Consider the following 13,280-nt stretch of genomic DNA (forward strand, 5'->3'; position numbering starts at 1 on the left):
TACCTCAATGCGCGACGGCGGCGGCGGCCGCCTCGTCGATCAGCCGCCCCGTGCGGAAGCGGTCCAGCGTGAAGGGGGCGTTGATCGGGTGCGGCTCGCCGGTCGCGACCGTGTGCGCCAGAGTGTGCGCCGCGCCGGGCGTCGCCTTGAAGCCGCCCGTGCCCCAGCCGCAATTGACGAAGAGGTTCTTCACCGGCGTCTTGCCGATGATCGCCGAGCGGTCCGGCGTCACGTCGACGATGCCGCCCCATTTCCTGAGCATCCGCATCCGGTTGAAGATCGGGAAGACCTCGCAGATCGCCGCCACCGTGTGCTCGATCAGCGGCAGGCCGCCGCGCTGCGAATAGGAGGTGTACTGGTCTGTGCCCGAGCCGATCACCAGCTCGCCCTTGTCGGACTGGCTGATATAGGCGTGCACCGTGTTCGACATCACCACGCAGGGGAAGACCGGCTTCACCGGCTCCGAGACCAGCGCCTGCAGCGGAAAGCTCTCGAGCGGCATCCGCACGCCCGCGCTCTGCATCACGACGCTGGTGTGCCCGGCCGCCGACACCGCCACCTTCTTCGCGCCGATGAAGCCCTTGGCGGTATCGACCCCCGTCACCGCGCCGTCGGGCCCCCGCCGGATCGCGATCACCGGGCAGTTCTGGATGATGTCGACCCCGCGTGCCGCCGCCGCCCGCGCGTAGCCCCAGGCCACCGCGTCGTGCCGCGCGGTGCCCGCCCGCATCTGCAGCGCCGCGCCCATCACCGGGTAGCGCGCGTCCTTCGAGATGTTGAGCGGCGGGCAGAACGCCTTCGCCTCCTCAGGGCTGAGCCAGCGGTTGTCGACGCCGTTCAGCCGGTTGGAGTGGACGTGGCGCTGGAAGCTCTGCACGTCGTGGACGTTGTGCGCCAGCATCATCACGCCGCGCCGCGAGAACATGACGTTGTAGTTCAGCTCCTGTGACAGCCCGTCCCACAGGTCGAGCGCGTGGTCGTAGAGCTTCGCACTCTCGTCATAGAGATAGTTCGAGCGGATGATCGTGGTGTTGCGCCCGGTGTTGCCACCCCCCAGCCAGCCCTTGTCGATCACGGCCACGTTGGTGATGCCGTGCTCGCGGGCGAGGTAGTAGGCCGCACCGAGGCCATGGCCGCCGGCGCCGACGATGATCACGTCGTATTCCTTCTTCGGCTCGGCATCGGGCCACTGCTCGCGCCAGCCCTTGTGGCCGGTCAGCGCGTTCTTGACGACGGCGAAGGCGGAATAGCGGGTCATGGCACGCTCCATCGGCGGACGGGATCGCCCCCCTACTGCCACGGCCCGGCGGCGCGGGGCTGGATGCATGCGACGCATCGGCATTATGTTTGCGACATGACCGCCGCTTTTTCATCCGCCTCGCGCCCGGCCCCCGCGCCGCGCCCGGCCGCCGCCGAGCCCCGCCTGCGCGTGGGCTTCCTGCTGGCGCGCCGCTTCACCCTCTCGGCCTTCGCCAATTTCGTCGACGTGCTGCGCCTCGCCGCCGACGAGGGCGACCGCTCGCGTCCGATCCTGTGCCGCTGGCGGGTGATCGCGGAAAAGCTCGAGCCGATCCGCTCGAGCTGCGGCGTCACCGTCGGCCCCGAGGAGAAGCTCGGCGATCCGGCGCGCTTCGACTACGTCGTGGTGATCGGCGGGCTGATGGATTCGGGCGGGCTCACCCCCGCCGAGACCGCCTTCCTGCGCCGCGCCGCCGCGCTCAAGGTGCCGCTGGTCGGCGTCTGCACCGGCGCCTTCATCCTGCACGAGGCCGGGCTGATGGCCGGCCACCGCTGCTGCGTCAGCTGGTTCCACCACGACGATTTCCTCGAACGTTTCGACGGGCTGGTGCCGGTCTCCGACCGGGTCTTCGTCGAGGATCGCGGCCGGCTGACCTGCTCGGGCGGGGCCGGCTCGGCGCATCTCGCAGCCCACCTGGTCGAGCGCCATATCGGCCGCGCGGCGGCGCGCAAGAGCTTGCACATCATGATGATCGACGAGCCGATGGCCCCCGACGACCCGCAGCCCGGCCTGCCCCTCGACCTCAAGACCCGCGACCCGCTGGTGCGCCGGGCCTTGCGCGTCATGCAGCAGAACCTCGACGCCGCCCCCGGCGTCGAGGAGATCGCCGCCCGTCTCGGCGTCAGCCGCCGCAAGCTCGAACGCCACATGCGCGCCGCATTGGGGCTGGGCCCGGCCGAGGCCTTCACGCGGGTCCGCCTCGCCCATGCCCGCTTCCTGCTGGCCCGGCCCGGGGCCAGCGTCACCCGCATCGCCGCCGAGGCCGGCTTCTGCGACGCCTCGCACCTGATCCGGGTGTTCCGCCGCCACGAGGGCACGACGCCCGAGGCCTGGCGCCGCGCCATGGCCGGCCGGATCGACGCCTGAAACGGGGCTTCAGACAGGGTCCGGGCCGGCGCGCTTGACGTCGCGACCGAACCATTGCCGCGCGCGCGGCGTTGGCTGTGATACATCAAATGACATGGAGTTCACGATGCCCCGTTACAGCCTGATCCCCGCCGCCGCCGCCGCGACGCTGCTGCTCGCCGCCTGCCAGCCCCAGACGGCCAGCGTGCCCACCCTGCCCGTCGCCGACGAGCAGTCCGACGAGGCCGACTACCGCCCCGGCGGCGACCCGGCGATCGGCACCGGCGGCATCGACGACCAGGGCTTCGGCGACACCGCCGGCGAAAGCTGACGCCTCAGATCGGCAGCGGCGGCGTCGGGCCGCTCTCCTCGAGATGCCAGACGGCCTGCCAGTCGTCGCCGCGCCGCTCCAGCACCAGGAAGTTGCGCTCCGCCACGTAGCGCCGGCGCATTCCCGGCAGCGGCAGGATGCGGATCGGGTGCTCGGGCAGCGGCGCCTCGCCCAGCGTGCCGAGCCAGCCGAGCCCGCGGGCATAGCCCTTGGGCGGCGGCCGATGCGCGATGCCAGAGGCCACCAGCTGGTGCACCGGCCCCTGCGCCGCCGCCATCTCGGCCCGCGTGGCGAGGTGGATCTCGCCCGACAGCACCGTGACCGGGCCGCCCTCGCGCCAGCGCAGCACTTCGCGCAGCGCCCGTTTCCACGACTCGCGATGCGCCCGGCTCTGCCACTGGTCGCGCAGGTCGTCCTCGTAATCGTCGAGCTTCGGCACCCAGCCGATGAACCGCTCGATCAACGACAGCCGCGGCCCCAGCAGCGGCACGCTCGACACCATCAGCGTCCGCTCGCCCTCGGGCCGGTGCGCCTCCATCAGCTCCCAGCCGCGCGCCATCACCTGCTGGCGCCCGCGCTCCGAACGCAGGTCCGGCGCGATCAGCGTCAGGCCGGGCAGCTCCCGCCGCCAGCCGAGGCTTTGGCCCGACGGGTCGGCGAAGACCTCGGCGATGTCGGCCTCGGCCGCGCCGTGCTGCAACAGCAGGTAGGCCTCGCGCGCCGCCTTGAACAGCACCTGCCCCACCGCCGTCTCCATCGGCTCGCCGGGCAGCGAGCCCCAGCCGTCGCAGATGTCGTGGTCGTCCCAGATCGCCAGCGTCGGCACCCGCGCCGCCATCTCGCGGAACCCCGTGCAGCCGAACACCGCGAGGTAGCGCTCGAGAAAGGCCCGACGCAGATGCGCGCCGAGATCCTCGAGATCGGCGGCCGAGGGCCGCGCCGGCAGCTCCTCGGGCCAGCCCGCGCTCAGGGGGTGGCCGCGCGTCACCTCGTCGGCATAGATCTGGTCGCCGCCCTGCAGCAAAAGCGCGAAGGGCCGCGCCGCGTGCTCGGCGGCGAGCCGGTCCCACATGGCGTTGCGCTCGCCCGCCTCGCGGTCGAGATCGCCGTTTTCCTCGCCGTTGCAGGAGGTGAAGGCGATCCGCAGATCAGCCTTATCCGGCGCGCTCACCTCGAAGCGCTCGCCCTCGAAGACGTAGGCCGCCTGCCCCGGCGCCAGCACGAAGTCGAAGCGCCAGACCGCGTGACCGGCGAAGAGCGCGATGCGCCGCGGCGCGATCTCGGCGCCTTCGACGTCGAGCGTGCCGACCTCGGCCCCTTCTGGCCGCACCACCACCGCCGCCAACCGCAGCCCCGCCGCGTCATGGCCGCGGAAATGCAGGATCGGGCCGAGGCCCGGCGCGTCGGACGAGCTCACGGCCGCGCCCTATTTCTCGGCATAGGTCGCCCAGTCGCGGCTCTCGGGCGGCGGCGGCAGCTCGGGCCGGCCACGCAGCCGGTGCAGGTTCACCTTGGCGATGAAATTGGCCGAGATCGGCGCGGTGACGAACAGGAACGCCATCACCAGCACCTCGTGCATCGAGCCCTCGCCGGAGGCGAAGGCATGCAGGATCGAGCCCAGCAGCAGCGAGCCCACCCCCAGCGTCGAGGCCTTGGTCGGCGCGTGCAAACGCGACATCGGGCCGGTCAGCTTCAGCAGGCCGTAGGAGCCCACCAGAGTGAAGACGGCGCCGTTCAGGATCACCAGGGCGATCAGGATCTCGATCAGCATGGGGCCCTCACTCGATGATGTCGCCGCGCAGCACGAAGCGCGCGATCGCGACGGTGGAGACGAAGCCGAGCATGGCGAAGATCATCGCGCTCTCGAAGTAGATCTGGGTGCCCCAGATCGCCCCGCCCAGGATGATAAGGCCGATGGCGTTGATGACCATGGTGTCGAGCGCCAGGATCCGGTCGCCGGTGTCGGGGCCGATCACCAGCCGCACCATCGCCATCAGCTGCGCCAGGCCCACCATGCCGAGCGCGACGTAGAGAGACAGATCGATCATTCGAAGATCTCCTTCAGGCGGCGCTCGTAGCGGTTCTTGATCTCGTCGCGCACCGCGTCGGGGTCGGGCGCGTCGAGCGCGTGCACCAGAAGCGCGTGGCCGTCGCAGGACAGGTCTGCGCTGACCGTGCCGGGGGTCAGCGTGATCGTGCCCGCCAGCATGGTGATCGCCTCGGGCGTGCGCAGCTCCAGCGGCACCACCACCCAGTTCGGCGCCATGTCGGCGTTGCGCTTGAACAGCACGATCCGCGCCACCTGCAGGTTGGCCACGAGGATGTCCCACAGCACCACCCCGATATAGGACAGCAGCAGCCACGGCCGGGGCGAGCGCGGCCGGTCCGGCCAGTAGGCGGCGGTCAGGATCGGGATCAGCACGCCGAGGATCGCGCCGAACACCACCGTGCCGAGGCTGAGGTGGTTCACCAGCAGCACCCAGACCAGCAGCAGCAGCACGCTCAGCGTCGGGTGCGGAAAGATCTTGCGGGTCAGACCCATCTCAGTGCTCCCCCTCGTCGGCATGCTCGTCGCCGGCGTGGTCTTCATCGCCATGCGCGTCGTCCTTGATCACCTTGCCCTCGGTCGCGAGCACCTCCTCGAGATAGGGCGCGGGCGAAAAGAGCTGCTCGGCCGTGGCCGCGAGCGCGCGGTTCACCGGCCCCGCGCCGATGGTCAGCGCCACCAGCATCGCGACGAGGCCGCCCACCGCCACCATCGGCAGCACCGGGCGCGGCACGGCCGGCTCGTCCGAGCCGTTCTGCGCGGTCTCGTCCTCGACCGGCGGCGCGCTGGTCGGGTCGGTCTCCTCGGGCTCGGGCCCCTGCTGATGCGCCTTCCAGAAGACGATCGAGCCCGCGCGCGCGAAGCCCACCACCGCCACCAGCGAGGCCGAGAGCACCACCGCCCAGACCCACCAGACCAGCGGGTCGGCGAAGGCCGCGTCGAGGATCAGGAGCTTGCCGACGAAGCCCGAGAGCGGCGGCAGGCCGGTCATGGCGATCGCCGCGACGAAGAACATCCCCGCCACCAGAGGTGCGCCCTCGAAGGGCCGCGCCCGCACCAGCCGGCCGGCGGTCTCGCCGCGCCGGCTCTGGATCACGTCGACCAGCAGGAACAGCGCCGCGGTCGCGAAGGTCGAATGGATCGCGTAGTAGAGCGCGGCGGCGATGCCGTCGGGCGTGAACACCGCGACCGAGGCCAGCAAGAGGCCCATCGAGCCGATCACCGCGAAGGCCACCAGCCGCTCGATCCGCACCGCCCCCAGCACGCCGATCATGCCGAGCGCCAGCGTCAGGAGCGCGGCCGGCATCAGCCATGTGTCGAACAGCCCCTGGGTGATCGCCAGCTCCGGCGGGAAGACCAGCGTGTAGACGCGGATGATGCCGTAGGCGCCCACCTTGGTCATGATCGCGAAGAGCGCGGCTACCGGCGCCGGCGCCAGCGCGTAGCTCGCCGGCAGCCAGAAATGCAGCGGCAGGAGCGCCGCCTTGATCGCGAAGACCATCAGGAGCAGCACCGCCGCCACCCGGATGCCGGCGTTCGCCCCGGCGTCGAGCTCGGCCACCCGCAGCGCGAGGTCGGCCATGTTGAGCGTGCCGGTCTGCGCGTAGATCGTGCCGAGCGCGAACAGAAACAGCGTCGAGCCCAAGAGGTTGAACAGCACGTATTGCGTGCCCGCGCGCAGCCGCTCGGCGCCGCCCGCGTGGATCATCAACCCGTAGGAGGCGATCAGCAGCACCTCGAAGAAGACGAAGAGGTTGAACAGGTCGCCGGTCAGGAAGGCGCCGATGATGCCCATCAGCTGGAACTGGAACAGCGGGTGGAAATGCCGCCCGCGCGTGTCCCAGCCCGAGCCGATCGCGTAGAGCAGCACCAGCGGCGCCAGCAGCGTCGTGACCAGCACCATCAGCGTCGAGAGCCGGTCGGCCACCAGCACGATGCCGAAGGGCGCGGGCCAGTGGCCGAGCTGGTAGATCGTGACATCGCCGCCCGCGGCCTGCCAGAACTGGCCGATGGCGATGCCCAGAAGCGCGACGCAGCCCGCCATCGACAGCACCCGCTGCGGCAGCAGGTGGCGGCGCACCATCAGCACGAGGATCGCGGCCAGCATCGCCGGCAGCACGATCGGTGAGACGATCCAGTGGCTCATTGCGCGGCCTCCTGTCGCTGCTCGCGCGGCAGCGCGGGCTCTGCGGCGTCGCCGTCCGAGACGGCGGGCACGTCGACGAGGTCGTCATCCGAGGACAGCCACGAGCCGAGCGCGATGATCACCACCACGGCGGTCATGCCGAAGGAGATCACGATCGCGGTCAGCACCAGCGCCTGCGGCAGCGGGTCGGTGTAGGTCTCGACCCCGTCGCGCAGCACCGGCGGCGCGTTCAGCGCCAGCCGCCCCGAGGCGAAGAGAAACACGTTGACGGCATAGCTCAGAAGCGAGGTGCCGATGATCACCGGGAAGGTGCGCAGTCTGAGCACCATGTAGATCCCGGCGGCGGTCAGCGCGCCGACGGCCGTGGCGATCAGAAGTTCCATCAGTTCTCCTCCTTGGCGCGGCCCGGCACCAGCTCGGCGCCGCGAGAGGGATCGATATCCATGGCGTATTCGCTGTCCTCGGTGTCCTGCCGCCGCGCCAGCCGCGAGAAGCTCTCGAGCGAGAGCATCACCGCGCCGACCACGGCGAGGAAGACGCCGAGATCGAAGCCCATGGCGGTGGCCAGCTCGAACTCCTGCATCGGCGGGATGCGGAAATAGCCGAAGGCCGAGGTCAGGAAGGGCACGCCCGCGAACCACGAGCCGATGCCGGTCAGGCCCGCCACCAGCACGCCCGCGCCGATGATGCCGTGATAGGGGTAGCGCTGGCGCCGCGCCGCCCAGGCGAAGCCCGAGGCCATGTACTGCATCACCACCGCGATCGCGACGACGAGGCCGGCGACGAAGCCGCCGCCCGGCTCGTTGTGGCCGCGCAGGAAGATGTAGACCCCGACCATCAGCACGACCGGCATCATCACCCGGGTCAGCACCACCATCATCAGCGGATGCGCGTCGCCGGCCTGCTCGGTCTCGTAGCCGCGGTTCAGCAGCCGCGCCCGCACCTTGCTCGACAGCAGCGTCTCGGTCAGCGCGTAGATCACCAGCGCGGCGATGCCGAGCACGATGATCTCGCCGAAGGTGTCGAAGCCGCGGAAGTCGACGAGGATGACGTTGACGACGTTGTCGCCGCCGCCGCCCTTGTAGGAGTTGGCGAGGTGGTAGTCCGAGATCGTGCCGAGCGGGAAGTCCGACATCAGGATCGTGTAGATCAGCCCGGCCGCCGCCGCCCCGCCTGACAGCGCGATCACGCCGTCGCGGATACGCCGCGGCGCGCCCGATTCCGCCGGCGTGCGGTTGGGCAGGAAGTTCAGCGCCAGCAGCAGCAGGATGATCGTCACCACCTCGACCGAGATCTGCGTCAGCGCGAGGTCCGGCGCCGAGAAGTGGTTGAAGCCGACCGAGACCATCAGGCCGATGATCCCCATCAGGATCAGCACGGCGAGCCGGTTGCGATGCGCCGCCACGAGGAAGGCCGCCGCCGCGATCAGCATCGCCCAGGCCACCACCGCGATCGGCGTCATCGGCAGCATCTCGCGCGTCGGCAGGCCGGCCGTGCCGGTGAACCAGGCATGCGCGCCGATCGCCACCACCGTGACCACCATGATCGCGGCGTAGCGGGTGAAGGCGCCGTCATGCAGCCGCTGCGTCAGCCCGCGCGACAGCGCGACGCTGCCGGCGATCACGTCGTCGAAGATCGCCTTGGCCTCGGGCCGCGGCGCGGCCTCCCAAGCCTTCGAGAGCGGCCGGAACGCCATCAGCAGCAGCGCGCCGCCGATCACCGCGATCACCGACATCCACAGCGCCGGCACCAGGCCGTGCCAGATCTTCAGATGCGCGTCGGGCAGCTCGGCGGCGTTGCCGATCACCGCGCCGGTCACCAGCTTGACGAAAGGCTCGGCCAGCGCCGGGAAGAGGCCGATCACCACGACCGGGATGATCAGCAGGCCGGGCGGCAGCCACATGCCCGCGCCCGGGTCGTGCGGGTGCGACGGGTAGTCGTCGCGCTCGGGCCCGAAATAGGTGTGGGCGATCAGCCGGAACGAGTAGGCCGCCGAGAACAGCGCGCCCACGGTCGCGGCCACCGTCACCAGCATCGGCGAGCCGAAGAGCGTGGTGTGCGTCGCCTCCTCGAGCATCATCTCCTTCGACAGGAAGCCGTTGAGAAGCGGGATGCCCGCCATCGACAGGCCCGCGAGAAGCGCGATCGAGAAGGTGATCGGCATCAGCTTCCGCAAGCCCCCGAGCCTGCGCATGTCGCGGGTATGCGCCTCGTGGTCGACGATGCCCGCGCTCATGAAGAGCGCGGCCTTGAAGCTCGCATGGTTGAGGATGTGGAACACCGCCGCCATCGCGCCGAAGGCGGTGCCGGTGCCCAGAAGGAAGGTGATCAGGCCCAGATGCGAGACGGTCGAGAAGGCCAGGAGCGCCTTCAGGTCGTGCTTGAAGATCGCGATCAGCGCGCCGAGCACCATGGTCAGAAGGCCTGCGCCCGCGACCAGCGCCGTCCATTCCGGCGTGCCCGACAGCACCGGCCAGAGCCGCGCCATCAAAAACAGCCCCGCCTTCACCATGGTGGCCGAGTGCAGGTAGGCCGAAACCGGCGTCGGCGCCGCCATGGCGTGCGGCAGCCAGAAGTGGAACGGGAACTGCGCCGACTTGGTGAAGCAGCCCAGCAGGATCAGCAGGAGCGCCGGCAAGTAGAGCGGCGAGTCCTGGATCTGGCCGCGCCGCTCGAGGATCACGGTCAGGTCGTAGCTGCCCGCGATCTGACCCAGAAGCAGCATGCCGCCGATCAGCGCCAGCCCGCCCATGCCGGTCACGGCCAGCGCCATGCGCGCGCCCTGCCGGCCTTCGGGCAGGTGCTTCCAGTAGCCGATCAAGAGGAAGGACGAGAGCGACGTCAGCTCCCAGAAGATCAGCAGCAGCAGGATGTTGTCCGACAGCACGATGCCCACCATCGCGCCCTGAAACAGCAGCAGGTAGACGTAGAACTCGCCCATGTTGTCCTCGCGCGACAGGTAGTAGCGCGCATAGGCGACGATCAGCAGGCCGATCCCGAGGATCAGCGCCGCGAACATGAAGCCCAACGGGTCGAGGAACAGGTTGGCGTTCAGCCCCAGCCCCGGCAGCCAGTCGAGCTTGGCCGTCACCGTCTCGCCGCGCAGGATCGCGGGGGCGTGTGTGGCCAGCCCGATCGCGGCGGCGCCGGTGACGAGCATCGTGGTGGTATAGCAGACCTGCCGGCCGGCGCGGATCATCAGGCCGGGCAGCAGGGCGCCGAGGAAGGGCAGCAGGACGATTATGAACAGCGACATGGACAGACTATCTAATTCGTTGCCGCTGCCTACCAGTCCTTCTCGGGAGATTGCAGGGGCAAAACGTGATTTCTCGCCCCCTTGGCCCCCGAAAAATTTCGCCCCCCGCCGCGCCGCCGGGTCCGGGGGTGCGACCATTCGCCCCGGTCGCGGCGACGCTCGACAGCGCGGCGCGGGCCGTGCCATGGTGCCGGGCGCCCCTTCCGCGCCCGCATCCACCCTGCCGCCAAGACGCCCCGCATGACATCGCTCCGCCGCCTCGACCTCCGCGCCGCCCTGCTGCTTCTGGCGGCCGATGCCCTGCTGCTCGCGGTCGGCGTCTCCTACGGTCTCGCGCAGGCGCGCGACCCGGCCGCGCCCTGGCCCGAGCTGTGGCAGTTCGACCATGACTGGGGGCTGGCCGAGATGCTGAACTACGGCAAGTGGCTGCTCGCCGCCGGGGTGCTCCTGGCCGGCTGGCGGCGCGGCCGGGCGCCGGTGCTCTTGGCGGCGGCCTTCGTGATGGCGCTGGCCTGCGCCGACGACGCGCTGCAGCTGCACGAGCGCGGCGGCGTGGCGCTGGCGCTGGCCACCGGCCTGCACGAACGTCTCGGCGGGCTGGCCTTCCAGCTGGGCGAGATCGCGGTCTGGGCGGCGCTGGGTCTGGCCTGCCTGCTGCCTCTGGTCATGGGCTGGCGCCGCGCCGACGCGGCGCTGCGCCGAAGGCTGCGGCCGCTCGGCGCGCTGTTTCTCGGCGTCGCGCTCTTCGCGATGGGGGTCGACACGCTGCACACGCTGGCGGGGCTGGCGCTGCCGGGCCGGCCGCTGGTCGGCGGCGCCTTCATGGTGATCGAGGGGGCGGGCGAGAACATGCTTCTGAGCCTGCTCGCCGCCTACGCGCTCGGCGCCTTCCGCCCCGCCGCCCTGCCCGACCCGGTCCCCGCCCGATAGGGCCCGCTAGAGCGGCGCGCGCTTGACGAGCCCGAGCCGCGCGCGCACCGCCTCCGGCCCGATCACCCGCGCCCCCATCCGCTCGATCAGCCCGACCGCGCGCTCGACCAGCTGCGCGTTGGTGGCCAGCACGCCGCGGTCGAGCATCAGGTTGTCCTCGAGCCCGACCCGCACATGCCCGCCCGCCAGCACCGCCGCCGCCACGTAGGCCATCTGGTCGCGCCCGAGGCTGAAGGCCGACCAGTGCCAGTCCCGCGGCACCGCCTGCACCATCGCGAGGAAGGTGTGCAGGTCGTTGGGCGCGCCCCACGGCACACCCATGCACAGCTGCACCAGCGCCGGCCCCTCCAGCACGCCCTCCTCGACCAGCCGCTTGGCCAGCCACAGATGGCCGGTGTCGAAGGCCTCGATCTCGGGGCGCACGCCCATCCCGGTCATCATCCGCCCCATGGCGCGCAGCATGCCGGGCGTGTTGGTCATCACGTAATCGGCCTCGGCGAAGTTCATCGTGCCGCAGTCGAGCGTGCAGATCTCGGGCCGGCATTGCGCGACATGCGCCACCCGCTCGGCCGCGCCGGCCATGTCGGTGCCGGCCGGGTCGGGCGGCAGCGGCGCCTCGACCGAACCGAAGGTGAGGTCGCCGCCCATCCCGGCGGTCAGGTTCAGAACCACGTCGGTGCCGCTGTCGCGGATCCGCTCGGTCAGCTCGCGAAACAGCGCCGGATCGCGCGAGGGCGCGCCGGTCTCGGGGTCGCGCACGTGGCAATGCACGATCGCCGCGCCGGCCTTCGCGGCCTCGATCGCGGCGGCGGCGATCTCGGCGGGGCTGCGCGGCACGTGCGGGCTGCGGTCCTGCGTCGCGCCCGAGCCGGTCACGGCGCAGGTGACGAAGACCTCGCGATTCATCTGCAGCGGCATGGATCCTCCCTTCCTGTGTCAGGCCGGACCGGCCCGGTCGCGGGGCGTGGCCGGATGCCTCCCGATGCCCCCCCGATACCCTTTCGTGCCATGCTTCGCCCCGCCCCGGAAAGCCGCGCGGCCGCCACGACAGGACAGAAAGACTGTCCTAACACTTGCACTCCGGGCCATACGCGCTAGGCTCTGCCCCGCAATCGAAGCATATCACCCGGGATCCCGGCGACCGCGCGGCGGCCGCTGCGGATCATGTCGTGCCTCCTGCGGGGCGATCAGCGCGCCATGGCGCGCCCGGGGCCAAACAACAGAGGAGAGGTACATGAAGAAGAAGCTGATCGGTGCCGCCGTCGCGGCCATCGCCCTGCCCGGCGCCGCCGCCGCGGAATGCGGCGAGGTCTCGATCACCCAGATGAACTGGGCCTCGTCCGAGATCGTCACCGCGGTCTCCAAGTTCCTGATGGAGCAGGGCTATGGCTGCGAGGTCACCGTGGTGCCCTCCGACACCGTGCCGGCCGTCACCTCGCTGGCCGAGAACGGCGAGCCCGACATCGTCACCGAGCTGTGGCTGAACGGCGTCGGCGACGTCTACCGCGAGCTGCGCGACGCCGGCCGGGTGATCGAGCTGGGCCGGGTTCTGAACCCGGGCGGCATCGAGGGCTGGTGGATTCCGACCTACCTCGCCGAGGCGCATCCCGAGCTGACCACCATCGAGGGGGTGCTGGCCAACCCCGAGCTGGTCGGCGGCCAGTTCAACAACTGCCCCGTCGGCTGGGGCTGCCGGGTGGCCAACGACAACCTGATCCGCGCGCTCGACCTGCGCGACAGCGGCATGGAGGTGTTCGACCACGGCTCGGGCGAGACGCTGGCCACCTCGATGGCCTCGGCCGTGCAGAGCGAGGAGCCGTGGTTCGGCTACTACTGGGCCCCGACCGTGCCGCTCGGCAAGTTCGACATGACCCGCGTCGAGCTGGGCGAGTACAACCAGGAGGCCCACGAGGCCAACCAGAACCCCGACAACCCGAACCCGCAGGTCACCGGCTACCCGGCCGCCGAGGTGATCACCGCGATCGTCGCCGACTTCCAGGAGCGCGAGCCCGAGATCGCCGAGCTGATGAGCAAGGTGACCTTCGACACCGACACCATGAGCGGCCTGCTCGCCTGGGCCGACGAGAACGGCGCCTCGAACGAGGAAGCCGCGGTCTACTTCCTGCAAAGCAACCCCGACGTCTGGTCGGGCTGGCTCAACGACGCCGCGCGCGAGAACCTCTCGGCGCTGCTGAAATAAGATCC

General features: G+C 70.7%; 13 protein-coding genes. 4 read left to right on the forward strand and 9 right to left on the reverse strand.

The annotated features are described in order from the left end of the window. Positions 1–4: 4 nt before the first annotated feature. Positions 5–1,258, reverse strand: coding sequence for a sarcosine oxidase subunit beta family protein (locus BLT43_RS10295; protein ID WP_090112548.1), 1,254 nt, complete (start codon positions 1,256–1,258; stop codon positions 5–7). 96 nt (positions 1,259–1,354) lie between these two features. Here BLT43_RS10295 and BLT43_RS10300 point away from each other — a divergent pair, with 96 nt between their 5' ends. Beyond that, positions 1,355–2,386: a GlxA family transcriptional regulator gene (locus BLT43_RS10300; protein ID WP_090112550.1), complete on the forward strand. Its 1,032-nt coding sequence runs from the start codon at positions 1,355–1,357 to the stop codon at positions 2,384–2,386. 106 nt (positions 2,387–2,492) lie between these two features. Then, positions 2,493–2,696: a hypothetical protein gene (locus BLT43_RS10305; protein WP_131802641.1), complete on the forward strand. Its 204-nt coding sequence runs from the start codon at positions 2,493–2,495 to the stop codon at positions 2,694–2,696. A 4-nt stretch (positions 2,697–2,700) separates the two neighbouring features. Here BLT43_RS10305 and BLT43_RS10310 read toward each other — a convergent pair whose 3' ends face one another. From BLT43_RS10310 to BLT43_RS10340, 7 genes are read right to left on the reverse strand one after another with little or no spacing between them, the layout of a single operon-like run. Next, the gene (locus BLT43_RS10310) at positions 2,701–4,113 is read right to left on the reverse strand and encodes an alkaline phosphatase D family protein (protein ID WP_090112555.1); all 1,413 of its coding nucleotides are present in this window, start codon (positions 4,111–4,113) and stop codon (positions 2,701–2,703) included. A gap of 9 nt (positions 4,114–4,122) precedes the next feature. Beyond that, complete coding sequence (locus BLT43_RS10315) at positions 4,123–4,467, reverse strand: Na+/H+ antiporter subunit G (protein ID WP_090112557.1); 345 nt, start codon at positions 4,465–4,467, stop codon at positions 4,123–4,125. 7 nt (positions 4,468–4,474) lie between these two features. Beyond that, a complete protein-coding gene (locus BLT43_RS10320; RefSeq protein ID WP_090112560.1) occupies positions 4,475–4,744 on the reverse strand; it encodes a K+/H+ antiporter subunit F in 270 nt (89 codons plus the stop codon). After that, a complete protein-coding gene (locus tag BLT43_RS10325) occupies positions 4,741–5,238 on the reverse strand; it encodes a Na+/H+ antiporter subunit E (RefSeq protein WP_090112562.1) in 498 nt (165 codons plus the stop codon). The genes BLT43_RS10320 and BLT43_RS10325 overlap by 4 nt, the downstream gene beginning before the upstream one ends. 1 nt (position 5,239) lies before the next feature. Then, positions 5,240–6,889, reverse strand: a complete 1,650-nt coding sequence (locus BLT43_RS10330; protein WP_090112564.1) for a monovalent cation/H+ antiporter subunit D — start codon at positions 6,887–6,889, stop codon at positions 5,240–5,242. After that, positions 6,886–7,272: a Na+/H+ antiporter subunit C gene (locus BLT43_RS10335; RefSeq protein ID WP_090112566.1), complete on the reverse strand. Its 387-nt coding sequence runs from the start codon at positions 7,270–7,272 to the stop codon at positions 6,886–6,888. The genes BLT43_RS10330 and BLT43_RS10335 overlap by 4 nt, the downstream gene beginning before the upstream one ends. Beyond that, on the reverse strand, positions 7,272–10,145 hold the full coding sequence (locus tag BLT43_RS10340; RefSeq protein WP_090112567.1) for a monovalent cation/H+ antiporter subunit A: 2,874 nt from the start codon (positions 10,143–10,145) through the stop codon (positions 7,272–7,274). The genes BLT43_RS10335 and BLT43_RS10340 overlap by 1 nt, the downstream gene beginning before the upstream one ends. Before the next feature lie 240 nt (positions 10,146–10,385). On the opposite strand from BLT43_RS10340, the gene BLT43_RS10345 reads away from it, so the two are divergent. Beyond that, a complete protein-coding gene (locus BLT43_RS10345; protein ID WP_090112569.1) occupies positions 10,386–11,075 on the forward strand; it encodes a hypothetical protein in 690 nt (229 codons plus the stop codon). 6 nt (positions 11,076–11,081) lie between these two features. Here BLT43_RS10345 and bcoG read toward each other — a convergent pair whose 3' ends face one another. After that, positions 11,082–11,993, reverse strand: coding sequence for a 3-dehydrocarnitine:acetyl-CoA trimethylamine transferase BcoG (bcoG, locus tag BLT43_RS10350; protein ID WP_090112571.1), 912 nt, complete (start codon positions 11,991–11,993; stop codon positions 11,082–11,084). Between the two features lie 316 nt (positions 11,994–12,309). Here bcoG and BLT43_RS10355 point away from each other — a divergent pair, with 316 nt between their 5' ends. Further along, complete coding sequence (locus tag BLT43_RS10355; RefSeq protein ID WP_090112573.1) at positions 12,310–13,275, forward strand: ABC transporter substrate-binding protein; 966 nt, start codon at positions 12,310–12,312, stop codon at positions 13,273–13,275. Positions 13,276–13,280: the final 5 nt, after the last annotated feature.

It is taken from the genome of Limimaricola pyoseonensis (assembly GCF_900102015.1).
In the GTDB taxonomy this organism is placed as follows: Bacteria; Pseudomonadota; Alphaproteobacteria; order Rhodobacterales; family Rhodobacteraceae; genus Limimaricola; species Limimaricola pyoseonensis.